Source organism: Janthinobacterium sp. GL_088, assembly GCF_057837845.1.
This window is the reverse complement of the sequence record NZ_CM174453.1, coordinates 1104312-1130626: the sequence shown is the minus strand read 5'-3', so window position 1 is coordinate 1130626 and position 26315 is coordinate 1104312. Positions and strand designations below refer to the sequence as shown.

Genomic DNA, 26315 nt, shown 5'->3' with positions numbered 1-26315 from the left:
TATATCAGCGTCACAGTCGTTCCAATTTGGCGATACCCAGGTCCAGCACCTTCATGCCGTGCTGTCCGAAATTGATCTGCGCGCGCGCATTGCCGCCGCCGCCTTCGATATTGACGATCACGCCTTCGCCGAACTTGGCGTGCGCCACGGATTCACCGATGCGCCAGCCGCCGCCCGTGGCTTTTTGCGCGATCTTTTGCGCGATCGCATTGTCCGAACCCAGGCTGGCCACGCGCGGCGCCTCGTCCCAGGCCGACTTGCGGTTGCCGAACCAATTCGCCTGCACCTTCGGCGACAGCCATTTCAGCGCTTCTTCCGGCAATTCGTCAAAGAAACGCGACTTCATGTTGTAGCGCGTCTGGCCGTGCAGCATGCGCGTCTGCGAAAAGCTCATGTACAGCCGCTTGCGCGCGCGCGTGATGGCCACGTACATCAGCCGGCGTTCTTCTTCCACGCCATTGTCTTCCTTCGAACTGCTTTCGTGCGGGAACAAGCCCTCTTCCAGGCCCGTGATGAACACATTGTCGAATTCCAGGCCCTTGGCCGAGTGCACCGTCATCATCTGCAGCGCATCCTGGCCCGCCTGCGCCTGGTTGTCGCCCGCTTCCAGCGACGCGTGCGACAGGAAAGCGGACAGCGGCGACATGACGGCCGGCAGCGGCGCGTCCGCATCGAGGATTTCGATGCCATCCTGGTTCACGACGGGCACGCCCGACTGCGCCTGGGCGGCTGGCCCAAGATGGGCTGGTGCCCCCTGGCCAAAACCCTCTTCGGAAATGAACTGGCTGGCCGCGCTGACCATCTGCTCAAGATTCTCGATACGGTCGGCGCCTTCCTTTTCATTCTGGTAATGCTGCAGCAAGGTACTCGCTTCCAGCACCACTCTGACCATTTCCGGCAAGGACAATTGCTGCGTTTCGAAACGCACGCCTTCGATCAATTTCACGAAACCGGCCAGCACGCTTCCCGCCTTGCCGGCCACATACGGCACGGATGCGTACAGGGAAATGCCGTACTGTTCCGAGGCGGCCTGCAATTGCTCGATCGAGCGCATGCCGATGCCGCGCGTGGGGAAGTTGACCACGCGCAAGAAGGCCGAATCGTTGTGCGGATTGTCCATCAATTGCAAGTAAGCAATGGCGTGCTTGACTTCGGCGCGCTGGAAGTAGCGCTGGCCGCCATACACGTGATACGGAATGCTGGCTGAAAACAACGCGTGCTCGATCACGCGTGACTGCGCGTTCGAGCGGTACAGGATGGCGATTTCACTGCGCGAAGCGCCATCGGCGATCAGGCTTTTCGCCTCTTCGATGATCCACTGCGCTTCCTGCAAATCGGAACTGGCTTCATACACGCGCACCTGCTCGCCATGGCCCGCATCCGTGCGCAGATTCTTGCCCAGGCGCTTGCTATTGTTCGCGATCAACACGTTGGCACTGTCGAGGATGTGGCCATGCGAGCGGTAGTTCTGCTCCAGCTTGATCAAGTTCTTCACCTGGAACTCGTGCTCGAAGGCGCTCATATTGCCCACGTTGGCGCCGCGGAAGGCGTAGATGCTCTGGTCATCGTCGCCGACGGCAAACAGGGCGCCGCCATCGCGGCTGCCGTGGCCAGCCAGCAATTTCAACCAGTTGTATTGCAAATTATTCGTATCCTGGAACTCGTCCACCAGAATGTGGCGGAAGCGCGCCTGGTAGTGTTCGCGCAGGGGCTGGTTGCGGCTCAGTAATTCATACGTGCGCAGCAGCAATTCGGCAAAATCGACGACGCCTTCGCGCTGGCACTGGTCGTCGTACAGCTGGTACAGCTCGACCATCTTGCGCTCGTGCGCGTCGTACGCTTCCACGTCCGTGGCGCGCAAGCCCTGGTCCTTGGCATTGTTGATGAAATACATCACCGTCTTCGGCGGGAATTTTTCATCATCGATGTTGTTTGCCTTCAACAAGCGCTTAATCACGGACAATTGATCCTGGGAATCGAGAATCTGGAACGTTTGCGGCAAGGCCGCGTCGCGGTAGTGCGTGCGCAGCAAGCGGTTGCACAGGCCGTGGAAGGTACCGATCCACATGCCGCGCGTGTTGATCGGCAGCATGGCCGACAAGCGCGTGAGCATTTCCTTGGCGGCTTTATTCGTAAACGTCACGGCCAGGATGCCGGGCGGCGATACCTGCTGGGTCTGGATCAGCCACGCGATGCGGGTGGTCAGCACGCGGGTCTTGCCAGAACCGGCGCCAGCCAGGATCAGCGCATGTTGTGCCGGCAAGGTGACGGCAGCCAATTGTTCGGGATTGAGGTTGTGAAGAAGATTTTGCATCCCGTGATTATACCGGCATGGCTAAAAATACTGTGCATTTGTCCAGCGGTCGCGCCAGTTTTTCATGTGCGCGCTACAATCGGCGTCCCGACACAGCGGCCTGTATCCCATGACACCACCCACTCACCTCGACGGCGCCCGCGTACTGGCCTGGGCCTGGTCCGACCTGCCCTTCGGCCATGTCGCCGATGCGCACGACACCGCCCCCATCGCCATCCACGGCCTGGCCGTGTGTCGCTACGGGGACGAAGCGCAAGTCTACCGTTTCAGCTGCGATGCGCGCTGGGAGACCGTACAGGATGACGTGTATGCCAGCGAGAATGAGGCCAGGGAGCAGTTGCCGGCACAATACCGCGCCGTGGCCGCCGCGTGGAACACGCCATGAGCAACACCATCCGCGCGGCCACTCGCGCCGACCTGCCGTTGCTGGCCCAGGTCGAGCGCAGCGCCGCAACCCTGTTTGCCCAGGCCGGCCCCGACCTGGCCTGGCTGGCGCATGGCGAACCCTTGCCACTGGACACCTTGCAGGCGCTGCAGCAGGATGGCGGCGTGTGGGTGGCCGCCGATGGACAGGACGCGCCAGCGGGTTTCCTGGCCGCCCAGCCGCTCGACGGCCAGTTGTTCATCGTGGAATTGTCCGTTGCACTGCCGCAGCAACGGCAGGGACTGGGCGCGCGCCTGCTCGACGCGGCGGCGGCCCATGCCCGGGCGCTGGGCTGCGCCTGGCTGACACTGAGCACGTATCGCCACCTGCCGTGGAACGCGCCCTACTATGCGCGCCATGGCTTCAGCGAAATCGAGGCCGTGGCGCTGGGCGCTGGGCATGCGCTCAAGCTGGCGCGCGAAGTGCAGGACGGGCACGATCCGGCGCTGCGCTGCCTGATGCGCAAGCCGCTGGTCCGCTGATTCGGCACGGCACTCAGCGCACCAGTTTTGCCTTGCCTTCGCTGAGCGCCTGGGCGATCACCTGGCGCGTGGTCTTGTCGGCGATCTTGACGACTTTTTCCTGCTGGCGGCCCAGGTCGCCCATTTGCTTGCCCAGCGCTTCCATCGGCTTGCTGCGCTGCTCCATCTGGCGCGACATCTGCTCCGCTTTCTCGGCCTCGCGCTCGTGCACGTCGGCAATGCGGTCGTTGATCTCTTCCATCTCTTCCTGTGCATCTTCCATCTGCTGCTGCAGGCGCTCCACGTCGCGCTCGGCCGCGCGGCGCGCCGTGTCGCTCGTTGCCAGCGCCTGGCGGCGCGAGGCGTCGCCAAGCTTGCGGCCCAGTTCCTGCTGCTGGCGGCCCAGCGCACGCAGCTGCTCCGACTCGCGCGCGCTGCCTTTTTCCAGGCTGCGGGCACCCATCTTGCGGCCCATTTCGCCCATGGCCTTGCCATGCGCGCCCATTTGATCGCCGAGCGCGCTCATTTCCTTGCTGAGCTGTCTCGATGGCTGCCATGCCGTGCGCACCTTGCCCAGCAAGGCCGCATCCTGCAGCACATAGGCCTGGCCCTGGTCGCGGAACCACAGGAACGGGCCCTTGATCGAGCGCTTGAGCTTTTCCACCTGCTGCGAGTGGATATCGCTGTCGACGACGATGACGCCCTCGCTATCCGTGGCGCCATCGACGAGCGCATAGCTTTCGCCCTTGTCGAGCGAACGGCTGACCTGCACGCTGGGTGCGGCTGGCGGGGCCGGTGGCGCGGGCGGCTGCGGCGGCTGCACGGCCAGCGCGCTGCCGCCAAGCAGGATACCGGCCAGGCTGAGGATCAAACGGTGGGAAGTGGACATGGCTGCCTCGTCGCAAAAGTAGTGGAGCATTGACTGTAGCGGCAACGGGACCTGGCCTCCAGCGCGCTGCGACAGGCTGCAAAAAGACCTGCCTGGATGGCAAACATGGACGATGGATGGCAAGCGGGCAAAAAAAAGGCTATGTCACCATCAAATGTGGGAATGCTCCCAGCGTTGCTTTCAATAACGTTTCTGGTGAACGGATGCGCCCGGCGTCGAGTATCCAGCGCCAGCCCAGGTAATTTGGCAGGTAGCGCGTCGCCACGCCATGAAACGGACGCAGCCATTGCCGCAAGCGGCTGTGATACGCATTGACGTTCTGCACGTGAGCGGCACCTTGTACACGGATGCCTGCGCGCAAGTTGACGGCCTCGTGGCTGATGCGCGCTTCCCTCGCAAACGCCCGGTAGGCCGCATGGCCATCCGTTACCAGCAGAACATCCTTGTCGATAACGGGCAACAAACATCGGTGCAGCTGCGCCTTCGTCAACGCGCCTTTGCCCGTGACGAAATCGAGGGTCTGGCCCGTGCGGTCGCGCGCCACTAGGATGCAGACTTGCTCATTCGAGATACCACGTTTAAAGGCATGGCCGCCACGACGGCGGGCCGGACGCGTCATCTACCTCGATCCCTTTTCCGATTCCAGCACGTAGAGTTCATCGGCCTCGGCGATGCCATGCAGGCCATGCGGCCGGTCCGTCTTCGCCACGCTGAGAAAGCGGTGGCGCCAGCGAAACGTGGTGTTGCGGTGTAATCCCAGCTGCTGAGCGGCCTGGCGCACCGACCTGGAATCAAGCAGGCAATCGGCATACGCGATCCATAGCGCCTTGTGACGCAAGCGGGCGAGCGGCGTGCCCGTCAAGGCATTGAAAGTGCGCCCGCAAGGCACGCAGCGGTAGCGCTGCAAGCCGTGCGCATGGCCATGCCGGTGCAGGTGAGGCGAGCGGCAGGCGGGACAGGCCAATCGCGGCTGCGCCACGCTTTCCAGCAACGCGACGGTCGCGTCGTGCGGTGCGTTGCCACGCAGCAGGGCGATGCCTGTCTGCCGCTGGCGTCGGTTCAGGTGAGCAAACTGGGTGATAAAACGGATCCATTCGGCTGGCTGCATGATCTGCTCCCTGTGTGGTAAGTATGCAGAGTCAGACAGCAATGCCAAGGGAAGATTCCGGCAGTTCCCCTATTTACCGATGACAGAGCCAAAAAAAACGGAGGCCGCAGCCTCCGCAAAAACGCCGGGGTACGGCGTAATTAATACAGTACGACGGAGCGGATCGATTCACCGCTCTTCATCAGGTCGAAACCCTGGTTGATATCGTCGAGCTTCAGCCTGTGCGTGATCAAATCGTCGATATTGAGCTTGCCTTCCATATACCAGTCGACGATCTTCGGCACGTCCGTGCGGCCGCGCGCGCCGCCAAAGGCGGAACCTTTCCACACGCGTCCCGTCACCAGCTGGAATGGACGCGTGGAAATTTCCTGGCCGGCCGCCGCCACGCCGATGATGATGGACTGGCCCCAGCCCTTGTGGCAGCACTCGAGCGACTGGCGCATGGTGGTGGTGTTGCCGATGCATTCAAACGAATAGTCGGCGCCGCCGTCCGTCAGTTGCACGATGGTGTCGACCACGTTTTCCACCTCGTTGGCGTTGACGAAATGCGTCATGCCAAACTTGCGCGCAATGTCCTGGCGCGCCGGGTTGATGTCGACGCCGATGATCTTGTCCGCGCCGACCATCCTGGCCGCCTGGATCACGTTCAAGCCGATGCCGCCCAGACCGAATACGACCACGTTGGCGCCCGCCTCGACCTTGGCCGTGAACAGCACGGCGCCCACGCCCGTGGTGACGCCGCAGCCGATGTAGCAGACCTTGTCGAAGGGCGCATCTTCGCGGATCTTCGCCAGGGCGATTTCCGGCACGACGATGTAATTGGAAAAGGTGGAGGTGCCCATGTAATGGAAGATGGGCTTGCCGTCGATGGAAAAGCGCGAGGTGGCGTCCGGCATCAGGCCGCGGCCCTGGGTCGAGCGGATCGACTGGCACAGGTTGGTCTTTTGCGACAGGCAGAATTTGCACTGGCGGCATTCCGGCGTGTACAGGGGGATGACGTGATCATCCTTTTTCAGGCTTTTCACGCCCGGCCCCACGTCGACGACGATGCCGGCCCCTTCATGGCCGAGGATGGACGGGAAGATGCCTTCCGGATCGGCGCCCGACAAGGTGTAGTAATCGGTGTGGCAAATGCCGGTGGCCTTGATTTCGACCAATACCTCGCCCTCGCGCGGGCCCGCCAGGTCGACTTCTTCGATGGTCAAAGGCGCGCCCGCCTTCCATGCAATCGCTGCTTTGGTTTTCATGTGTGTCCTGTGTATGGTTGAAACGCTTACTTGGCTTTCGCGCGGTTGAGGAAGGCGCCGTGCAGGCCGTTCAAGGTTTCCTCGGCCAGCAGCAGCTGGCTGGCGATTTCATTGATCTTGCGGCGGCTGGACCGGGCGTGGTCGCGCAACACTTCGAAAGCCGTGTTGCGATCCGTTTGGAACTTGCCCATCAGCAAACCGACGGCCAGGCTCGTTTCGCGGCCCGCGGCCAGGGCCGCGTTCAGGTTCAGCTCGGTGCGGCGCAGCTGGCGGATTTCGTCGGCACGGGCCAGGCCCGCTTCGAACGCGGGCATCAAGCGGCCTTCATCGACGGGTTTGACGACATAGCCGACAGCGCCGTAGGCGGCCGCCTGCTTGCCCGATTCGCTGTCGCCGCTGCCGGACAGGAACATGAATGGCACGGCCGTTTCGCCATGCAGGCGCTTGGCCAGTTCCAGCCCGGACATGCCCGGCATGTGGATATCGAGCAAGGCCAGGTCCGGCTCGCGCTGGGCAATCAGCTGCAGCGCCACTTCGGCCGAATGGGCCAGGGCTGTCTCGTAGCCGGCATGGCGCAGGACTTCGCCGAGGAATTCCAACAGGAGCTGGTCATCGTCAACGATCAGGATAAGGCGTTTCGCGGCGGCTGGCTGACTCATGGGCAAAGGGACCTCGGTAATGAATGATGCTCATATTATATGCCGATTATTCGCCAAATCCGTCCCCTCACGCCTCCCCTGCATGCGCAAATAGCAGATTGAATTGCTGCATCGCAATATCCACATCGTCTGCTTGATAGACGCTAGTGATGGCCGCCACCATGTCGGCGCCACGCGCAACCAGCGGCGCCGCGTTCTCCGGCGTCATGCCGCCGATCACCACGCAGGGCAAGGCAATCTCGCGCTTGGCTTGCAGCACGATATCCAGGGGCGTCGTGACCGGATACTTTTTTACCAGCGACGGATAAAAGCCACCGAAGGCCACGTAGCTGGCGCCGCCCGCCTCGGCCGTCCGTGCCAGGGCAAGGTCGCCATAACAGGAAGCGCCGACGATCTTGTCAGTGCCCAGGCGCGCGCGCACCTGCGCCACGGACGCATCCGTGCCGCCCACGTGCACGCCGTCCGCGTCGAGCTCTTCGCACAGCTCGATAAAATCATTGATGATGAAAGGCACGCCATATTTGCGGGCCAGCGCCAGCAAGGCGCCCGCCTGTTCGCGCCGCTGCTCCGCCTCGGCGCTCTTGTGGCGGTATTGCAGCAGGGCCACGCCTTCCTGCAAAGCTTGCTCGCTCACGTCGAGCAGGCGGTCGGTGTCGTCCCAGTTCGGGGTGACCAGATACAGTCCACGCATGATGTTTTCCTTATTGAATGAATCGTTGCGGCATGAGTTGACCTGGCGCAATCGCATACGCACCGGCCAGGGCCGCATGGCAATAGCGTTGCGCCAGATCAAGCGCTTCAGGCAATGTCTGTCCCAGTGCCAGGCGCGCAGCGATGGCGGACGCCAAAGTGCAGCCGCTGCCGTGGAATTCACCGGGCAGGCGCGGCCAGCGCCACTCGCGCTCGCCGCCAGCGCCGTCAAACCAGCGGTTGACGATCACCTCGCCGTCGCCATGGCCGCCCGTCACCAGCACATTGGCGCAACCTTGCGCGCGCAAGTTTTCTGCGCCACCCAGGGCCAGCGCTTCCGGCCCGTTCGGTACGATGACGGTCGTCACCGGCAGCAAGGGCGCCAGCGCCAGCACGGCGTCGTCCCGGCTGAGCACGTCGCCATGGCCGCTGGCCAGCACGGGGTCGAGCACGACAGGCAAGCTTGGGCGGGCCAGCCGCAATTGCGCGATCAGTTGCGCAATGACGGCCGCATTCGCGGCGCTGCCGGGAATGCCGATCTTCACCGCATCGATGGCGATCTTGTCGATCAGCGCCAGCGCCTGGCGGCGCAGCAATTCCGGCGCCACCGCTTCCACGCCAAAAACCCTGTCGTTGTCCTGCACCGTCAAGGCCGTGATGACGGGCAGCGCATGCGCGCCCTGCGCGGCAATCGCCACGATATCGGCGACGATGCCGGCGCCACCCGACGGGTCGGCGCCGGCAAACACCAGCACAGTGCGGCGCATCGGTACCATCACGCCAGGCGACCCGCCATCGGCGACGACGGCGACGCGGCGAATTTACGCGGCATGCGGCCGGCCAAAAACGCTTCGCGCCCGGCCCGCACGGCCAGCTTCATCGCATGCGCCATGCGCACGGGGTCGCGCGCGCCGGCAATGGCCGTATTCATCAGCACGCCATCGCAGCCGAGCTCCATGGCAATGGCCGCATCCGACGCCGTGCCCACGCCCGCGTCGACCAGCACGGGCACCTTCGCCTGGTCGATGATCAGCGACAAGTTCCACGGATTCAAAATGCCCATGCCCGAGCCGATCAGGGAAGCGAGCGGCATGACGGCCACGCAGCCAATGTCTTCCAGTATCTTCGCCTGGATGGGATCGTCGCTGCAATAGACCATCACGTCAAAGCCATCCTTGACGAGCGCTTCGGCCGCGACCAGGGTTTCTGGCATGTGCGGAAACAGGGTCTTTTCATCGCCCAGCACTTCCAGTTTCACCAGATTGCGCCCGCCCAGCAGTTCGCGCGCCAGCTGCAGGGTGTAGACGGCGTCTTTGGCGTTGTAGCAGCCGGCCGTGTTCGGGAGAATCGTGTACTGGTCGGGCGGCACGAAATCGAGCAGGCTGGGCGCGTTCGGGTCCTGGCCAATATTCACCCTGCGGATCGCCACCGTGATGATCTGCGCCTCGGCCGCATCCGTCGCTTCGCGCGTCTGCGGCAAATCCTTGTACTTGCCGCTGCCCACCAGCAAGCGCGATTGATACTGTTTGCCTGCGATGGTCAGCAGGTCGTTATGTGTTGCGGTATTCATGTGTTCTTCCTTGTCTATTCTGAACTTAGCCGCCGCCGATGGCGCGTACGATCTCAACCTGGTCTTGTACTTGCAAGACCTGTCCCGGCCACGCCTTGCGCGGCACGACATTGCGGTTGACGGCCAGCGCCAGCGCCTGGTTTTCCAGCGACAGCGCGGCGATCAGCTGGTCCAGGGTTTGCCCCGGCGGCACCTGGTGCGGCGCGCCGTTGAGCGTGATGGATATCAATACAGGCATCACGCTCTCCTTCAGACCTTGCGGTACAGCTCGGCGCCGTTCTTGATGAATTCGATAGCCTTGATTTCCATGCCCTGCTTGAGCGCCTTGTCTTCCGCGATGCCCATGCCGGCCGCATATTCGCGCACTTCCTGCGTGATCTTCATCGAGCAGAAGTGGGGGCCGCACATGGAGCAGAAATGCGCCACCTTGGCCGAATCCTTGGGCAGGGTTTCATCGTGGAATTCGCGCGCCTTGTCCGGGTCCAGGCCGATGTTGAACTGGTCGTCCCAGCGGAATTCAAAGCGGGCTTTTGACAGGGCGTTGTCGCGGATTTGCGCACCCGGATGGCCCTTGGCCAGGTCGGCCGCGTGCGCCGCAATCTTGTAGGTGATGATGCCATCCTTGACGTCCGCCTTGTTGGGCAGGCCCAGGTGTTCCTTCGGCGTCACGTAGCACAGCATGGCAGTGCCGTACCAGCCGATCATGGCCGCGCCGATGCCCGAGGTGATGTGGTCGTAGCCGGGCGCGATATCGGTGGTCAGCGGTCCCAGGGTGTAGAACGGCGCTTCGCCGCACTGTTCCAGCTGCAAGTCCATGTTTTCCTTGATCAACTGCATCGGCACGTGGCCCGGGCCTTCGATCATCACTTGCACGTCGTGCTTCCAGGCAACTTGCGTCAGCTCGCCCAGGGTTTTCAGTTCGCCCAGCTGCGCTTCGTCGTTGGCGTCATAGATGGAGCCGGGACGCAAGCCGTCGCCCAGCGAGAACGACACGTCATACGCCTTCATGATTTCGCAAATGTCTTCGAAATGCGTGTACAGGAACGATTCCTGGTGGTGCGCCAGGCACCATTTCGCCATGATGGAGCCGCCGCGCGAAACGATGCCCGTCAGGCGCTTGGCCGTCATCGGCACATAGCGCAGCAGCACGCCTGCATGGATGGTGAAATAGTCGACGCCCTGCTCGGCCTGCTCGATCAGGGTGTCGCGGAAGATTTCCCACGTCAAATCTTCGGCCTTGCCATTCACCTTTTCCAGCGCCTGGTAGATGGGCACGGTGCCGATCGGCACGGGACTGTTGCGCACGATCCATTCACGCGTTTCGTGGATATGCTTGCCCGTGGACAAGTCCATCACGTTATCGCCGCCCCAGCGGATGGCCCAGGTCATCTTTTCCACTTCCTCGCCGATCGACGAGGTGACGGCCGAATTGCCAATATTCGCGTTAATTTTCACCAGGAAATTGCGGCCGATGATCATCGGCTCGACTTCCGGGTGATTGATGTTGGCGGGAATGATGGCGCGGCCGCGGGCGATTTCTTCGCGCACGAATTCCGGCGTGATCTCGGCCGGGATGCTGGCGCCAAACGACTGGCCCGGATGCTGGCGGCCCATCAGCTCGGCCAGGCGCTCGCCCATGGGGCCGGAGGCTTTCAGCTCTTGCAGATACTCCTGGCGACGCATGTTTTCGCGGATGGCGACGAACTCCATTTCCGGCGTGATAATGCCGCGCCTCGCGTAATGCATTTGCGTCACGTTCTTGCCGGCCATGGCGCGGCGCGGCTTGCGGTGCAAATTGAAGCGCAGCTCGGCCAGCTTCGGGTCTGCCAGGCGGGCAATGCCGTAGTCTGAGGTCGGGCCGGGCAATTCTTCCGTGTCGGCCCGCTCCATAATCCACGGCAAACGCGGCGTATCGAGGCCGGAGCGGATGTCGATCTGCACGTCCGGATCCGTGTACGGGCCGGAGGTGTCGTAGACGTAGATCGGCGGATTCTTTTCGCCGCCGAACGACGCTTCCGTGTCGGACTGGCTGATCTCGCGCATGGGCACACGGATGTCGGGACGGCTGCCTTCAACATATATTTTGCGCGAATTGGGCAGCGGCGCGATGGCGGCTTCGTCGACCGTGGCGGTGGCGGAGAGGAATTTCGGGTTGGCGTTCATTTTGGCTCCTTGGCTAGACTATTTTTAAGCCTGGAGCCAGCTAAGGAGGTTCGGAATTACGCACGCGGAAAGGCGGGGTGCGTTCATCCTAAAGCTTCCCTTCGCTGGCATTATCCAGATCAGGTTCGGAGGGTATTTCTCACCCGCGCTTGCACCGTGTTTCCACAGCGAAAGGCAGGACCCCTAGCGTTTGCCGCCTTGCGGCAGCGAGCCAATTATACGCGGTTCACGCCGCGCGGCCAGATGATTTCTTGCAGGTGTCGTCTTTGTACATCGCGCTACTTCTTCTTGCCCCAGCGCCAGGTGGTCGGTTCGCCCTTCATCTGGCAGATGAAAATGAGCACGGCAACGATGGCCGCTTCATAGATGATGTACCGCGCCAGCGAGTCTTGCGGCGGGAACAGGAAGGCGCCGCAGGCGAACAGCGCCAGCGCGCTCAAAAAGACCAGCCAGCCCTGCCAGGTGATGGGCAAGCCCCAGCCCCAGCCATAGGTCTTGGCGGGGAACCAGTATTGCTGCGGCGTTGCCGGGGGCGATTTGTCAGCCATGATGCTTTCCTTGTGGATATGGATAGCAGCAAGTATAAATCAGGCGCTGCGATGGCGCTCCGTGACATCGAGGCCGATGCCGCGGTAGCCGATGAAGCGGCTGCCCGTGTCGAACATCGGTTCACCGCTCACCTGCAAGTACTGCGTGCTGCCGTCGAGGTTGGCGCGGCTGTAGATAAAATCGAGAAACGGTTCGCGCGCTGCGATTTTTGCATCGAGCAAGGCGCGCTCGGTGGCGTTCCAGCGCTGCGGCTCTTCCTCGCTGCCGATGCCCAGCATTTCAGCCACGGGGCCGGAAAAGCGCGTCAGGTTACCCTGCGCATCTTGCTCCCAGTACCAGTCGGACGACAGTTCCGTGAAGCGCTGGAAACGCGCTTCGCTTTCGCGCAACTCCGCCGTGCGCTCTTCCACCATCTGCTCCAGCGACTTGTTGTATTCGGCCAGCTTCTGGTACAGCAGGCGCACTTCCAGCATGTTATGGATGCGCGTCTTGACTTCCACCAGGTCGAAGGGCTTGCTGACGAAATCCTTGGCGCCGGCCTGCAGCGCGCGCAGCTTGTGGCCCGGCTGTGCCGTGATCACCAGCACGGGCAGATAGCTGCCCGCCTCGATGTCGCGCAAGCCTTCCATGACTTCAAAACCATCCATTTCCGGCATCTGCAAGTCGAGCAGGATCAGGTCATAGCGGTGCTGCTGGTGCAACGCGCGCACGGCTTGCGGATCCATGGTGGACGTGATGCGCGTATAGCCGGCATTGCGCAGCACCTGTTCCAGCAGCATGACGTTCGCCTCCTGGTCATCAACGATGAGGATGCTGGCGTTCAGGATCTCGGTGGCTTGAAGCATGGCGGTATTCCTAAAAATAAGTGCTGAATTAGCGTATTACGTGAGAGTCATCGGCCAGGCCGAGCGCGGCCGCGTGGTGCAGGGCCACATCGAGCGCATCCATGAATTCGACGACCTTGATCGGCTTGGTCAGGTAGCGGAAGAAACCCGCTTCCAGGCCTTTCTCGATGTCACGCGGCACGGCGTTGGCCGACAGCGCCATCACGGGAATGTGGCTGGTGAGCGGGTCGTTGTGCAGGATATGCAAGGCGCCGAAGCCGCTGATACCGGGCAGGTTGATGTCCATCAAGATCACGTCCGGCTGATACGTGCGCGCCAGGTCGATACCCAGGTGCGCATCGATGGCCGTGAGCAACTTCAAATCGCTGCGGCGGGCGATCAATTGCTCCACCAGCGCCAGATTGGCGGGATTGTCTTCCACGTACAGCAAGGTACGCTGGCTTTCCTGCGCTTCCGGCACCTGCGGCAGCGCGTCGCCGCGCCCCAGTACCAGTGCCGGCGCGCTGGTGGCGGCCAGCTCGAACCAGAACGTGGTGCCCACGCCGACCGTGCTGTCGACGCCGATGGTGCCGCCCATCAATTCGATCAGCTGCTTGGTGACGACGAGGCCGATGCCCGTGCCCTCTTCCGTGCTGTTTTCCTGTCCCAGGCGGTTGAAGGGTTGGAACAGCTGGGCAACCTGTCCCGCATCGAGGCCGGCGCCGCTGTCGCGCACGCTGACCCGTACCTTGGCGCCGCGCTGGCTGCAGTCGACAGTGACGGAACCGCCACCCTGGTTGTATTTGATGGCGTTCGACAACAGGTTGATCATCACCTGTTTCACGCGCGTGCGGTCCGCATGCACGAAATAGGCTTCGCCGCAGCGGGGGAAATGCAGGCTGATGCCGCGCTTTTCCGCCTGCGGCGCGATCATCGCCTGGCAATCCTGCAGCACGTCAAGCAGGGACATCGCTTCCTGCGACAAGGTAACCTTGCCCGATTCGATCATGGCCAGGTCGAGGATTTCATTGATCAAACGCAAGAGATACCAGCCGCCCTTGAGGATCTGTTCGATCGAGCGTTGTTGCGGCACGGTGGGCGGCGGCACGTCGGACGCCATCAGCTGCGCAAAGCCCAGCACGGCATTCAGGGGCGTGCGCAATTCGTGGCTCATGCTCGACAGGAATTCGGACTTGGCGCGGTTGGCCTTTTCCGCCACCAGGCGCGCCTTCTTCAGTTCGGCATTGTTGGTCTCGACCAGCGAGCGCGTGTACGCCTGCTGTTCGCGCAGGCGCTGGTCCAGCAGCGCCTGTTCCGCCTCGACCTGCTTGCGTGCCGTATTGTCAGTGCCGATCAGCAAGTAACCGATGACCTTGTTCTGCACGTCGCGCAAGGCCGTCACGGAAACGATGGCGGGGAAGCGGCTGCCATCCTTGCGGATGTAGGTCAGTTCATAAATGTCTTCGATGCCGCGCGTGGCCTTGAAGACGAGCGCTTCCACGCCGGGCGTGATGACCCTGTCGAGTTCGGCACTGAGGGCCGCCGCGCGCGCGACGATTTCTTGCGCATCGGAAATGCCGGCCGGCGTCAGCTTGTCGACCACGTCGCTCGCTTCATAGCCGAGCATGCGTTCGGCGCCCACATTGAAAATCTGGATCACGCCCTGCGCATCGGTGGCGATGCAGGAGAAATTGGCGCTGTTGAAAATCGCATCCTGCAAGGCGCCCGCCTTGAGCAGCTGGCGCGGCAGGCTGGCCGCCAGGGTGCGCCGGTATAGCGCCACGAGCAGCATCAGCAGCAAAAAGACCAGCGCGTCGATGGCGCAGGCCGTCTCGAACGGCGCGCGCCAGGCCAGCAGGCCGATGGCCAGCAGCACGATGGCGCTGAAGGAAAACGCCAGCGCCATGGGCCAGCGCGACGGTGCGCGCGGAGGAATTTTTTCGACAGATTGCATGGGGTAGCCCGGGCTGTGACAACGATAAGAATAAGAGGGAGTGCCGTGCTCAAGAAGCCTGGCGCTGGCGCACGTCCGACAGCAGGCGCGCGAATTCCTTTTTGACCACGCCATAGCATTCGCACACATGGCCTTCGAGGCCGCTGCGGTCCAGCACGGAAATATGGCCGCGCCGGTAACTGATGAAGCCGCGCGTCTGCAGGCGCCCGGCCGCTTCCGTCACGCCTTCGCGGCGCACGCCCAGCATGTTGGCAATGAGTTCCTGCGTCATGGTCAGCTCGCGGTTCGGCAGGCGGTCCATGGTCAGCAGCAGCCAGCGGCACAATTGTTGCTCCACCGTATGGTGGCGGTTGCACACGGCCGTCTGCGACATTTGCGTGATCAGGGCTTGCGTATAGCGCAGCAGCAAGCGCATGACGGGACCGGCGCGGTCGAATTCTTCCATCAGCAGATGCGCCTTCAGGCGGTAGCCGACGCCACCCGTCTGCACGACGGCGCGGCTCGGCGTCGAATTGCCACCCATGAACAGCGACACGCCCACGACGCCTTCATTGCCGACGCCGGCAATTTCCGACGAGCCGCCGTTTTCCAGCAGGTAGTGAATGGAAACGATGGCCGTGGTGGGGAAATACACATGCTGCAGCTTGTCGCCCGAATCGTAGATCACGTCACCGAGCAGCATCGACACTTGCTCCAGGTGGGGGGCCAGGCGCGCGAAATCGGCGTCGAGCATGGCGGCGAGCAAATGGTTTTGATTCGGGTTGTGCAGCTGGGCATGCGGACTCGACATGGGCAGGTTTCCTGGTTTCCAGTCGTCAGCTAGGGGGTCGATGAAAGGCGTCCGAACGAGGGCCGCCATGTGGTGCAGCGTAACACAGCGCTGGCACGGTGCCCCGACTATATTTCTTGCTGGCATGGCCGTCCGTTCGGTAGCGAACGGAGACATTTCGCCATGCGCCCTACAGTCAGTCACTGCCCGGCCTGCCTGATCATGGATCGGCACCGGCGCTGCCACGGGACTCACCATGCAATCATTCTTCAAGCGCATCTCCATTTCCGTTTCCACTTCGGCCCTGCTCACCCTGGCGTGCGGACTGTGCCTGACGGCCCTGTGCTACGCCTCTGCGCGCCAGATCGAAGCGGAAAGCGCCCGGCTGCTGCTGCAGTACCACGCCAGCGGGCACACCTTGGGCGCCGCCCTGCTGCCGGCCAAAGGCATGGGCCTGGACGCCAGCCATCGCGGCTCGCTGTATGTGCTGCTGGGTGGAATGCTGTCGAGCCTGCTGGCGGCCGCGTATGTGTATCAGCTGGTGTCGCGCAATTCCGTGATTGCCCGCATCACGGGCGAGCGCACGGCGGCGCTGCAGTTTGCCAATTTGCGCCTGTCCGAAGACATCGCCGCGCGCATGCACAATGAAAAGTCGCTGCGTTTGCGCGAACGCATCATCGAAGTGTCGGCCAATGCCATCATCCTGTGCAGTGCCGACGCGCCCGGCTACCTGATCGAATACGTCAATCCCGCCTTCGAACGCATCACCGGCTATGCGGCAAGCGAAGTCATCGGCCAGCGCCTGGAAGACTTGCAGGGTCCCGAGCAGGGCCGGCAAGACATGCACGCCATTACGGCGGCCCTGCGCGAACAGCGCGAAGGCAAGGCCATCGTGCGCAATTTCCGCAAGGATGGCAGCTGCTACTGGAGCGAGCTGTTCGTCGCCCCCGTGCGCGACGATGGCGATGGCGCACTCAGCCACTTTGTCGTGGCGCAATACGACATCAGCACCGTCATGCGTTTCGAACAGGAACTGGAATTCCAGGCCCGGCACGATATCCTGACGGGCCTCGCCAACCGGGCCCTGCTGCGCGAACGGCTGGAGCAGGCGATGGCCGTGACGCGGCGCAGCGGGCTGCCCCTGTGGGTGGTGTTCATCGACCTCGACCGCTTTAAATTCGTCAACGATACCCTGGGCCACGATGCGGGCGACCTGGTGCTGAAAAGCGTGGCCGAGCGCCTGCGCGACGCGACGCGCGAAGTCGACACGGTAGCGCGCCTGGGCGGCGATGAATTCGTGCTGCTGCTGCCCCAGCATGGCAATGGCGAACCGGGCGCGGCCATCCTGCAGCGCATCTTGGACGCCGTGGCGCAGCCGCTGCAACTGGGTGAATATGAATTTTTTCTCAGCTGCTGCATGGGCGTGGCCGTGTATCCCGACGATGGCGACGATGCCGACACCCTGATCAAGCACGCCGACATCGCCATGTACCGCGCCAAGGAACAGGGACGGGGCCACTGGCAATTCTATGCCTCGAGCATGAATGCGGGCACCCTGGAACGGCTGGGACTGGAGAGCGAGTTGCGCCACGCCCTGGAGCGGGGGCAATTCCACCTCGAATACCAGCCCCAGCTGGACCTGGCCAGCGGCGAAGTGGTGGGCATGGAAGCGCTGCTGCGCTGGCAACATCCGCAGCTGGGACGCATTCCGCCTGCCAGTTTCATCGGCCTGGCCGAGGAAATGGGCTTGATCACGCCCATCGGCGACTGGGTGCTGCGCACGGCATGCGCGCAGGCACGGGCTTGGCAACTGGCCGGCCATGGCCCGCTGCGCCTGGCCGTCAACCTGTCGGCGCGGCAATTCAAGCAAAAGAATCTGCTGCACGCGGTGGCGCAGGCACTGGCGGAAACGGGACTCGCCGCGGCCCACCTGGAACTGGAATTGACGGAAAGCATGGTCATGCATGACGTGGAGCAAGCCACGGCCATCATGGCCAACCTGAAGGCGCTGGGCGTGCAACTGTCCATCGATGACTTCGGCACCGGCTATTCCAGCCTGGCCTATCTGCGCCACTTCCCCATCGACGTATTGAAAATCGACAAAACTTTCGTCAGCGACATCACGCACAGCGACGATGACGCGGCCATCGTGCGCGCCATCATTTCGCTGGCGCACAGCTTGCGCCTGAAAGTCATCGCCGAAGGCGTGGAAACGGCGCAGCAACTGGCCTTCCTGCGCCAGCACGGCTGCGACCAGATGCAGGGCTATTTGTTCAGCCGACCGCTGGCCGCCGACGCATTCGAAACATTGCTGCTCGAAGGCAGCATGCTGCCCGCTTAAAACGCGTGGCGCAGGCCGACGTTGAAGGCGCGGTTGCCGCTGCCCACTTCGGTTGCATTACCCACCATGTAGGCGGCGTCGTTGCGGTTGCGGATATGCGCGTAGGCAACATACACCTTGCTGCGCTTGGACAGAGCATACGTGGCGCCGATGGCCAGCTGTTGCGCGTCGCGGTTGGCCGCATCGCGGTCATCCTTGTGGACGTACGAGGCGAGCAAGGTCGTCGCGCCGAGCGGCACGGACACGCCGACGATGGCGTCGCGGCTGTCGCTGGACTGGGCCGGCGCCTGCGCCGCGCCGTACGGATTCTCGGCAAAGAACATGCTGCTGCCATCGCCCGTGTTGCGGCCATAACCGGCAAACGCCGTGGCCACGCCGAAGTTGTAATTGCCGGCCAGAATGGTGTTGTTCACGTCGGCCTTGCCGGGTTCGCCAGCACGGCTCTGGCGCGCCAGGCGCAAGGTCAATGGACCGTTGACGTAGCCGAGGGCCAGGCCCAGCGAACGTTGATCTGCCGCAATCGCCGTGTGTTCGCCGGTACCATACATGACGGTGGCCGTCACGCCGCGCCATTCCGGCGAGGTATAGCGCACGGTATTGTCGATGCGCGTGGCCGAATAGCCGGCCAGGTTGGTCGCCGCGCCGGCCAGACCGCCCTCGAATGGATCGGCCACGTCGGTCAGCGCCTGGCTTTGCAGGTTGTACTGGCGGCCCACGGTCAGCATGCCCAGCGGACTGTTGAGGCCGACAAACGCCTGGCGGCCGAACAATTGGCCCGCCTGGTCCGAGCGGCCCGTGTCGCTCAGGACACCCGCTTCCAGGGTGAACACGGCTTGCAAGCCATTGCCCAGCGATTCCGTGCCGCGCAAGCCCAGGCGCGAGCCGGCCGAGACGCCGCTGGTGAGCTTGCTGACGCCGCCTTCCTGCACCAGGCCCGCATCCATCAAGCCATACAAGGTGACTGACGACGGGGTGACTGAAGACGGGTCGACGGACGACTGGGCGTGGGCGGCAGGCAAGGCGCCCATAGTGGCGATGGTCGAAACAAGGCCGACGGTGATCGAGATTTTTTTCATGCTGGTTTCCTTGTCAAGGCAAAACCGGGAAAGCGCGCGGCCATGGCGCAGCCACAGGCGCCAAAGGCGCGCTGGGGAGTGCCGTATCGAAAGACGACTGGCCAGGCAACGTGATTCCTGGCGAAGCTGTGGCGGCAGCGGCGTGCAATGACGCCGCTTTGATTCCGCCGTGAATGGTGCACCGCTGGCGGTGCGCGTGGCTCAGGCGCCCGGCCCGAAGGGGACGCTCTGAAGGTGGCTGGCATCGCGGATGCGCTGGCCTTGAGACGCGGACGAGTGCTGGATATGCAACGTGAATACAACCGCGTCTGCTGGCGCCGTCCGCAAGGATGAGGCAGGAAGCGCCGAGGCCGGCATTATAGCATCGGCGCCGCCCCTATCCCCGTTCTGTTGCGGGAAAACGACTCGCCAGGCCGCCAAAACACGGCCATACGGCCGCGTTCACTTCACCTTGTCGTATGACAGCATTTGCCCGTCGCGATCCCAGGCCAGTGCGCCATCCTCGATGCCAATGACGGCGTGGAAATCACGCATGCCCGAGCGCGGCGGATACAGCGCAAAACGCAACAGGCCTTGACGGGCCGGCAGCGTTACCGTGGCAAAGCCCGCTTCCGGATGGGACAGCGCCAGATGGCGCAGCGGCCCGGCAAACGGCACCTGCCACGGCTGTGTCCCGCTGACGCCTTTGGCAAACGCGGGTGCATCGCCGAGCGCCGCCAGGCCGATATCGGGCACGGCCTCGTTGCGATATTCGACGATGATGCGGGCCGGGCCGGTGGTGGTGTCGCCGGAGCGCGGCGGCAACAGCGCAAAGGGAGCGTCGGGCGACTTCCCGTCGCCCTGCAGCAGCAGTGCGCCGTCCCGCACCGACCAGCGTCCCTGCGCCGCTTGCTCATCGGCGCCGTACACCATCTGATAACTGAAACGCCCGTCGGCGCGCAGCACGATCTGCGACGCGACCTCGGTCCGGCGCCCCATGGTGTAGCGTCCCGGCAAGCGCTGTTGCAGCGCCAGGTCGGCTGCCTTGTCCTTGTGTGCGGGCGCAGCCGCAAGCTGCGCAGGCGGCACCCGCCAGCCGCCGGCCGCCAGGATGGCCAGCATGTCGGCGCGTCCCGCGGCTCGCAGCGCGCTCCAGTCCTGCGGCGCGAGTTGCCGCAGGCTGCCAGCCAGGCGCGGCAGGCGCGCGGCAAAGCGCTGGCCCAGCCAGCCGGCCAGGATCAACCCCGGTTCCTCGGCAAAGGCGGTGATCAGGCGCGGCGCCATGGCGTGCTCGCACTGCGGCGGCGCGCTGGAAAATCCATGCTTGAGCAGCAAGTCCCAGTACGCATCGGACGCGTTCATGACGATGTCGATCAGGTTCGGCGTGTCCGGCAGGCAGACCTTGTCCAGCGACAGCGTCCAGTCGCGCGTGACGAGCGCCAGCATATCGGTATTGAGACTGGCGGCGGCCAGGTCCAGCGCGCCACCCCATGCGTGCTCCGTGCCGTCATCGATCCGCGCGCCGCGCGCGAGGAACAGGCGCACGGCCTCGGTATTGCCATTGACGATGGCCTGCTCCAGCGCGCTCTTCTGATTGGCGCCGCGCCAGTTCGGGTCCAGCCCCAGGTCCAGCAGACGCGGCAGCAGATCGCCGCGCTGCGCCCGCAGCGCCTGCCGCAGCACCACCGCATCGCCCGGCGCGCGCCGCACACCGTCGGCGCGCCGCAACATGCCGTGCTCCAGCAACAGCGGCGCCAGTGCGCGCTGCGGCGACTGTACGGCGAGCACGGCGGCGTTGTTGCCCAACTGGCTGGCCGGCAGGCCGGCCGCCAGCATCAGGCGTACCCGCTCGACGCCGGCCGCATCGCGCACGGAACGCAGCGCCTCGTCCAGCGGCGACCACTTGATGTCTGCCAGCGGCTGGCGCGCCGCAACGGCCGCCAGCAGCAAGGTCAGCACGGTATTGTTTTCCGGCGTCGGCTTCAGTTTCAGCGCCATCCTCAAGACGGGGAACTCGCCGCCCAGCGGGTCGGCGCCCAGGCCCAGCAGCAGCTTGACCATCGCCGCGTCACTATTTTCGACGGCCGCCAGCAAGGGCGGACGATAGCCATCGCTGACGACGGGCGCGCCCATCGCGGCCAGGCGGGCGACCCAGTCGTGCCGCTGGCTGCGCACCGCATGCCACAGCAGTGTCTCCTTTTCCAGACGCCGCGAATCGAGCGCCGCCTGCTGTCCCTGGTAAGACTCTTCGGCAGCGGGTCCGACTTGCTGCCATGGCATGCCGGACACCACCAGTTGGCGCAGCACGTCCTCGGACGCCGGCTGGTAGTTGTACATGGCGCGCATCGCAGCGTCGAGCCAGCGGTCCTTTCCCTTCGCGTCATGCCGGGGCACGCGCTGCTTGAGCCAGTCCAGCGCGCCGGCGTTGCCCGCTTCGGCGGCGTAGGCGTACAGCGACTTGCCCTGTTCGTAGATCTCGGGCGTGGTGCCGGTGGCCAGCATTTTATCGAGCACTTCGGTGCCGCGCGTCAGGCCCAGCAAGCGCCCCCAGAGCATGTGATCAGCCAGCGGCCGTTCGGCTGGCGGCGCCGCGCCGTCTTTCGCCGTCTTTTTCTCTGCCTGGCGCAGCTCTGCCATGCGCTGGTCACCCACCAGATAGGGCAGGCCCGAACCAGCGTCCAGCAAGGCGATCATGTTTGCCGTGCGTTCATCCGCGTCGAGCAATTCCGGCAGCATGTCCGCGTCTTCCTGCTGCAGCGCGTATTCCAGCGGCGCCAGCGTTTCATTTCCGGCGCCGTAGTGCCGCACATCGGCGCCATGGGCCAGCAACAGGCGCACCATCGCGGCGTTGCCGTACATGGCCGCCAGATGCAGGGGCGCGACGCTATTGCCCCCGGTGCCTTCGCCGACCGGCACGCCGCGCTGCAACAGCAGCGTCATCATGCGCAGCCTGGCCGGCAGCAGCGCCGCGTGCCGCTCGCGTTGCGCCTCGCGGTGCGCCCGCCGCTGCACTTGTTGCAGCAGATGATCGTCCAGACGCGGCTGCGCCTTCTGCCATGCCGATTCGGCTTCGACCAGGCTGTACGCGGGCAAGATCAAGGTGTGCAGCAGGGTGCTCGAGCCGCTTCGGTAGGCGCCCGGCAGGGCGACGCCGGCGAGCAGCTGGCCGAAGGCGGCTTCATCGCCCTCGCTGGCGGCATCGAACAGCGCCCGCACTTCGGGCGTCGGCGGCAGCTTGTCGCGCGCCACGCGCACATAATGGATCATGCGTTCCATGCCGTGCACCGAGACCTGCGGCAGCGGCATGCCCACCTTCCACGCCCGCGCCAGCTGATCCGCCTCGGCGTTTTGCGCCGCGTTCATCGCCTTTGCCCAGCCTGCCACGCTGGCGGCGGCCCCCGGCTCCCCGCCCGCCGCCGCCAGCTGGCTCAGCATGGAGGCGAGCACATAGTCCTGCGGCACGCCCCAACCCATGCCGTACACCTTGACCAGTTGCAACTGGGCCTTGGCGTTGCCGCTTTCGGCCGCCTTGCGCAGCCAGCGGGCGGCCTGCATTTCATCCAGGCCGTCTGCTCCGTTGCAACACAGCATGCCCAGCTGGTAGGCGGCGTCCATGTCGCCGCCCTCGGCGGCGCGGAGGTACCAGTCCTGCGGCGAGCGCCGCCCCGTCAGCGACGTCGCCGGCAAGGGCATGCCGCGCCGCCAAAGGCCGGCCAGGCGCACGGCTTCGTCGACCTGGTCCGGCGACATCGCGTTGCGGCGTGCCGGCAGATACCTTTCCAGCTCGGCCGCGCCGCGCCATTCCTTGTCCTGCAGCGCCAGCAGTCTGAGCGCATACGACAACACCTTGTCGGCCGGCACGCCTTCGCCCTGTTCATACATTTTCGCCATTTGGGCCATCGGCTCGCCGGCGCCCTGCGACGCCAGGCTGCGCAGCCAGGGCAGCGCGCGCGCGGGATTGCGCATGCTGCCCAACATGATCGTATACAGAGAAACAAGTTCCTCCTGAGCAACGCGGTCGCCGCGCTTGGCCGCCAGCAGATACCAGCGCACGGCATCGGCATCGCTGCGCGCCACATCCGAACACCGCTCCGCGCCCGCGTAGATATCGCCGAGAACCTTTTGCGCCTTGATATTGCCGCCCAGCGCAGGTCCGCGCAATTGGGCCACGGCGTCAACGCAGCGCCCGCGCTGGAAAGACGCCATTCCTTCCGGAACGCCGGCGCACGCGCCACCGGCAGCCCATCCTGCGCCGAGCACGGCCAATTGCCACAATTTTTTCATGATTGCCTAAGCTTTCAAATAATGTTGCAAAGATGATAGCTTAGAAAAAATACAATGCAGCAATATTGCGCAATTGTGCGCGGCTTTTCGGGTCATCCAGGCCCGCTATTTGCTGCGCATGCTTTATGCACCCCTTATAATGGTTCCTTTTGCCAATCACACGCCAAATCATGGAATTAGCCAAGTCTTTCGAGCCCGCCGACATTGAACAATTCTGGCGCACCGAGTGGGAACAGCGCGGTTACTTCACCGCCACCCTCGATGCCGGAAAACCTTCCTTCAGCATCCAGTTGCCGCCGCCGAACGTCACCGGCACCCTGCACATGGGCCATGCGTTCAACCAGACCATCATGGATGGCCTGACCCGTTACCACCGCATGCTGGGCCACAACACGGCCTGGATTCCCGGCACCGACCACGCGGGCATCGCCACGCAAATCGTCGTGCAACGCCAGCTGGACGCGCAAAAGATTTCGCGTCATGACCTGGGCCGCGAGAAATTCGTGGAAAAAGTGTGGGAATGGAAAGAAAAATCCGGTTCCATCATCACCGGCCAGATGCGCCGCCTGGGCGCCTCGGCCGACTGGAAGCGCGAATACTTCACGATGGACGAGCCGCGCTCGAAAGTCGTCACCGACGTCTTCGTGCGCCTGTTCGAGCAAGGCCTGATCTACCGCGGCAAGCGCCTGGTCAACTGGGACCCCGTGCTGGGCACGGCTGTATCCGACCTGGAAGTGGTGTCCGAGGAAGAGGACGGTTCCATGTGGTACATCAAGTACCCGCTGGCCGACGGCAGCGGTTTCCTGACGGTGGCCACCACCCGTCCTGAAACCATGCTGGGCGATGTGGCCGTGGCCGTCGATCCGACGGACGAGCGCTATCTGCCGCTGGTGGGCAAGATGCTGAAACTGCCTTTGAGCGACCGCGAAATCCCCATCATCGCCGACGAATACGTCGACAAGGAATTCGGCACGGGCTGCGTCAAGATTACTCCTGCGCACGACATGAACGATTACGCCGTCGGCCAGCGCCATAAACTGGCACAGATCGTCATCCTGACCCTGGACGCGAAGATCACCGACGACGCGCCCGAAGCCTACCGCGGCATGGACCGCTTTGCCGCGCGCAAGCAGATCGTCGCCGACCTCGACGCGCAAGGTTTGCTCGAGCAAGTCAAGCCGCATAAACTGATGGTGCCGCGCGGCGACCGCACGGGCGTCGTCATCGAGCCGATGCTGACGGACCAGTGGTTTGTCGCCATGAGCAAACCGGCCCCGGAAGGCACCTTCTTCCCAGGCAAATCGATCGCCGAAACGGCGCTGGACAAGGTCGCCAACGGCGAAATCAAGTTCGTGCCGGAAAACTGGAGCACCACCTACAACCAATGGCTCAACAACATCCAGGACTGGTGCATCTCGCGCCAGCTGTGGTGGGGCCATCAAATCCCGGCGTGGTACGACGACGCCGGCAATATCTTCGTTGCCAAGACGGAAGCCGAGGCACAAGCCAAGGCGCAGGCGGCCGGCAGCACGGGCCCGTTGAAGCGCGACGACGACGTGCTCGACACGTGGTTCTCGTCCGCCCTGGTGCCGTTCTCGACCATGGGTTGGCCGGAAGAAACGCCGGACATGAAGGCGTTCCTGCCATCGTCCGTGCTGGTGACGGGTTTCGACATCATCTTCTTCTGGGTAGCGCGCATGGTCATGATGACGGCGCACTTCACGGGCAAGGTGCCGTTTGAAACCGTCTACGTGCACGGCCTGGTGCGCGATTCGACGGGACAGAAAATGTCCAAGTCGAAAGGCAACACCCTGGACCCGATCGACCTGATCGACGGCATCGACCTGGAAGGCTTGATCGTCAAGCGCACCACGGGCCTGATGAACCCGCGCGACGCGGAAAAAATCACCAAGGCGACGCGCAAGGAATTCCCGGAAGGCATTTCGGCCTACGGCACGGACGCCGTGCGCTTCACCATGGCCAGCTATGCCTCGCTGGGCCGCAACATCAATTTCGACCTGGGCCGCTGCGAAGGCTACCGCAACTTCTGCAACAAGATGTGGAACGCCACCCGTTTCGTCATGATGAATACGGAAGGCAAGGATTGCACGCCGAACGACGCCGACCTGTCGCAAGCGGACAAGTGGATCATTTCCCTGCTGCAAAAGGCGGAACTGGACGTGGCCAAGGGCTTTGAAGACTTCCGTTTCGACAATATCGCCGCATCGATCTACAAATTCGTCTGGGACGAGTATTGCGACTGGTACCTGGAAGTGGCCAAGGTGCAAGTACAACAGGGCACGGAAGGCCAGCAGCGCGCCACCCGTCACACCCTGCTGCGCGTGCTGGAAGTCGTGCTGCGCCTGGCCCATCCGATCATTCCGTTCGTCACGGAAGCCCTGTGGCAAACCGTGGCGCCTTTGGCCGGCAAGACATTGAAGGCGGAAGGCGATTCGATCATGATGCAACCGTATCCGATCGCCAACACCGACAAGATCGATGAGTCGGCCGAAGCGTGGATGCAGCAGCTGAAAGCCTTGACGGATGCGACGCGCAACCTGCGCGGCGAAATGCAAATCTCGCCTTCCGTGCGCGTGCCGCTGATCGTCGAAGCGGGCAATGCCAGCGAGAAAGAAGCACTGGCGTCGTACGCACCGTACATCCAGTCGCTGGGCAAGCTGGCCGACGTGCAGATCGTCGATGCGCTGCCGGACTCGCCAGCGGCCGTCGCCATCGTCGGCACCACCAAGCTGATGCTGAAAGTGGAAATCGACGTGGCGGCCGAACGCGAGCGCCTGGGCAAGGAAATCGCCCGCATCGAAGCGGAAATTGCCAAAGTAAATAGCAAATTAGGCAATGAAAGCTTCGTCGCGCGCGCCCCTGCCGCCATCGTTGCGCAAGAAAACGAGCGTTTGCTCAGTTTTTCGGCCACAATTGAAAAATTGCGCGAACAGTTTGCTAAACTAGCCAGCGCATAAGGCAAGTTTGGAAGGATTGCGCGGCCGTCCCCCGTG

Annotated in this window: 19 protein-coding genes, 1 pseudogene and 1 riboswitch; of the genes and pseudogenes, 4 read left to right on the top strand and 16 right to left on the bottom strand. The window is 63.5% G+C overall.

Annotated elements, in window-relative coordinates; genetic code table 11:
- Positions 1–10: 10 nt before the first annotated feature.
- Positions 11–2314, bottom strand: coding sequence for a UvrD-helicase domain-containing protein (locus AC3IQ7_RS05090; protein WP_489208517.1), 2304 nt, complete (start codon positions 2312–2314; stop codon positions 11–13).
- Between the two features lie 109 nt (positions 2315–2423).
- Here AC3IQ7_RS05090 and AC3IQ7_RS05085 point away from each other — a divergent pair, with 109 nt between their 5' ends.
- A complete protein-coding gene (locus AC3IQ7_RS05085) occupies positions 2424–2699 on the top strand; it encodes a hypothetical protein (protein WP_489208516.1) in 276 nt (91 codons plus the stop codon).
- Positions 2696–3220: a GNAT family N-acetyltransferase gene (locus AC3IQ7_RS05080; protein WP_489208515.1), complete on the top strand. Its 525-nt coding sequence runs from the start codon at positions 2696–2698 to the stop codon at positions 3218–3220. Before AC3IQ7_RS05085 ends, AC3IQ7_RS05080 begins: the two co-directional genes overlap by 4 nt.
- Positions 3221–3233: 13 nt before the next feature.
- Here the strand turns inward: AC3IQ7_RS05080 and AC3IQ7_RS05075 are convergent, their stop codons facing one another.
- The 13 genes and pseudogenes from AC3IQ7_RS05075 to AC3IQ7_RS05015 all read right to left on the bottom strand — a co-directional run bounded on the left by AC3IQ7_RS05075 (position 3234) and on the right by AC3IQ7_RS05015 (position 15642).
- A complete protein-coding gene (locus AC3IQ7_RS05075) occupies positions 3234–4088 on the bottom strand; it encodes a hypothetical protein (protein WP_158301309.1) in 855 nt (284 codons plus the stop codon).
- Positions 4089–4227: 139 nt separating this feature from the next.
- Positions 4228–5196 (bottom strand): annotated as a pseudogene (locus AC3IQ7_RS05070) (IS1595 family transposase).
- A gap of 140 nt (positions 5197–5336) precedes the next feature.
- On the bottom strand, positions 5337–6443 hold the full coding sequence (locus AC3IQ7_RS05065) for an S-(hydroxymethyl)glutathione dehydrogenase/class III alcohol dehydrogenase (RefSeq protein ID WP_322429304.1): 1107 nt from the start codon (positions 6441–6443) through the stop codon (positions 5337–5339).
- Positions 6444–6469: 26 nt separating this feature from the next.
- A complete protein-coding gene (locus AC3IQ7_RS05060; RefSeq protein ID WP_100875564.1) occupies positions 6470–7102 on the bottom strand; it encodes an ANTAR domain-containing response regulator in 633 nt (210 codons plus the stop codon).
- Positions 7103–7169: 67 nt separating this feature from the next.
- Positions 7170–7793 carry a thiamine phosphate synthase gene (gene thiE / locus AC3IQ7_RS05055; RefSeq protein ID WP_489208514.1) on the bottom strand — a complete coding sequence of 208 codons (624 nt, stop codon included), beginning with the start codon at positions 7791–7793 and terminating at the stop codon, positions 7170–7172.
- Positions 7794–7803: 10 nt separating this feature from the next.
- Positions 7804–8559, bottom strand: a complete 756-nt coding sequence (gene thiD, locus AC3IQ7_RS05050; RefSeq protein WP_489208513.1) for a bifunctional hydroxymethylpyrimidine kinase/phosphomethylpyrimidine kinase — start codon at positions 8557–8559, stop codon at positions 7804–7806.
- 8 nt (positions 8560–8567) lie between these two features.
- Complete coding sequence (locus AC3IQ7_RS05045; RefSeq protein WP_058050911.1) at positions 8568–9362, bottom strand: thiazole synthase; 795 nt, start codon at positions 9360–9362, stop codon at positions 8568–8570.
- Positions 9363–9387: 25 nt separating this feature from the next.
- A complete protein-coding gene (gene thiS / locus AC3IQ7_RS05040) occupies positions 9388–9591 on the bottom strand; it encodes a sulfur carrier protein ThiS (RefSeq protein WP_071079564.1) in 204 nt (67 codons plus the stop codon).
- Between the two features lie 20 nt (positions 9592–9611).
- The gene (thiC, locus tag AC3IQ7_RS05035; RefSeq protein WP_099379926.1) at positions 9612–11525 is read right to left on the bottom strand and encodes a phosphomethylpyrimidine synthase ThiC; all 1914 of its coding nucleotides are present in this window, start codon (positions 11523–11525) and stop codon (positions 9612–9614) included.
- 79 nt (positions 11526–11604) lie between these two features.
- Positions 11605–11720, bottom strand: a riboswitch (TPP riboswitch).
- A gap of 83 nt (positions 11721–11803) precedes the next feature.
- The gene (locus AC3IQ7_RS05030) at positions 11804–12073 is read right to left on the bottom strand and encodes a hypothetical protein (RefSeq protein WP_489208512.1); all 270 of its coding nucleotides are present in this window, start codon (positions 12071–12073) and stop codon (positions 11804–11806) included.
- 39 nt (positions 12074–12112) lie between these two features.
- Positions 12113–12919 carry a response regulator gene (locus AC3IQ7_RS05025; protein WP_322429300.1) on the bottom strand — a complete coding sequence of 269 codons (807 nt, stop codon included), beginning with the start codon at positions 12917–12919 and terminating at the stop codon, positions 12113–12115.
- Between the two features lie 28 nt (positions 12920–12947).
- Entirely contained in the window at positions 12948–14852 is a 1905-nt protein-coding gene (locus tag AC3IQ7_RS05020; RefSeq protein WP_233516299.1) for a hybrid sensor histidine kinase/response regulator, read from the bottom strand.
- Between the two features lie 49 nt (positions 14853–14901).
- Complete coding sequence (locus AC3IQ7_RS05015; RefSeq protein WP_099379930.1) at positions 14902–15642, bottom strand: Crp/Fnr family transcriptional regulator; 741 nt, start codon at positions 15640–15642, stop codon at positions 14902–14904.
- A 235-nt stretch (positions 15643–15877) separates the two neighbouring features.
- Between AC3IQ7_RS05015 and AC3IQ7_RS05010 the strand changes: the two genes are divergently transcribed.
- Positions 15878–17962: a putative bifunctional diguanylate cyclase/phosphodiesterase gene (locus AC3IQ7_RS05010; protein WP_099379931.1), complete on the top strand. Its 2085-nt coding sequence runs from the start codon at positions 15878–15880 to the stop codon at positions 17960–17962.
- Here the strand turns inward: AC3IQ7_RS05010 and AC3IQ7_RS05005 are convergent.
- Positions 17959–19038 carry a porin gene (locus AC3IQ7_RS05005; protein ID WP_489208511.1) on the bottom strand — a complete coding sequence of 360 codons (1080 nt, stop codon included), beginning with the start codon at positions 19036–19038 and terminating at the stop codon, positions 17959–17961. The genes AC3IQ7_RS05010 and AC3IQ7_RS05005 overlap by 4 nt on opposite strands.
- 441 nt (positions 19039–19479) lie before the next feature.
- Positions 19480–23301, bottom strand: a complete 3822-nt coding sequence (locus tag AC3IQ7_RS05000; RefSeq protein ID WP_489208510.1) for an ankyrin repeat domain-containing protein — start codon at positions 23299–23301, stop codon at positions 19480–19482.
- Between the two features lie 170 nt (positions 23302–23471).
- On the opposite strand from AC3IQ7_RS05000, the gene AC3IQ7_RS04995 reads away from it, so the two are divergent.
- Positions 23472–26279 (top strand): valine--tRNA ligase, encoded by a 2808-nt coding sequence (locus AC3IQ7_RS04995; RefSeq protein ID WP_099379934.1) that lies wholly within the window; start codon positions 23472–23474, stop codon positions 26277–26279.
- Positions 26280–26315: the final 36 nt, after the last annotated feature.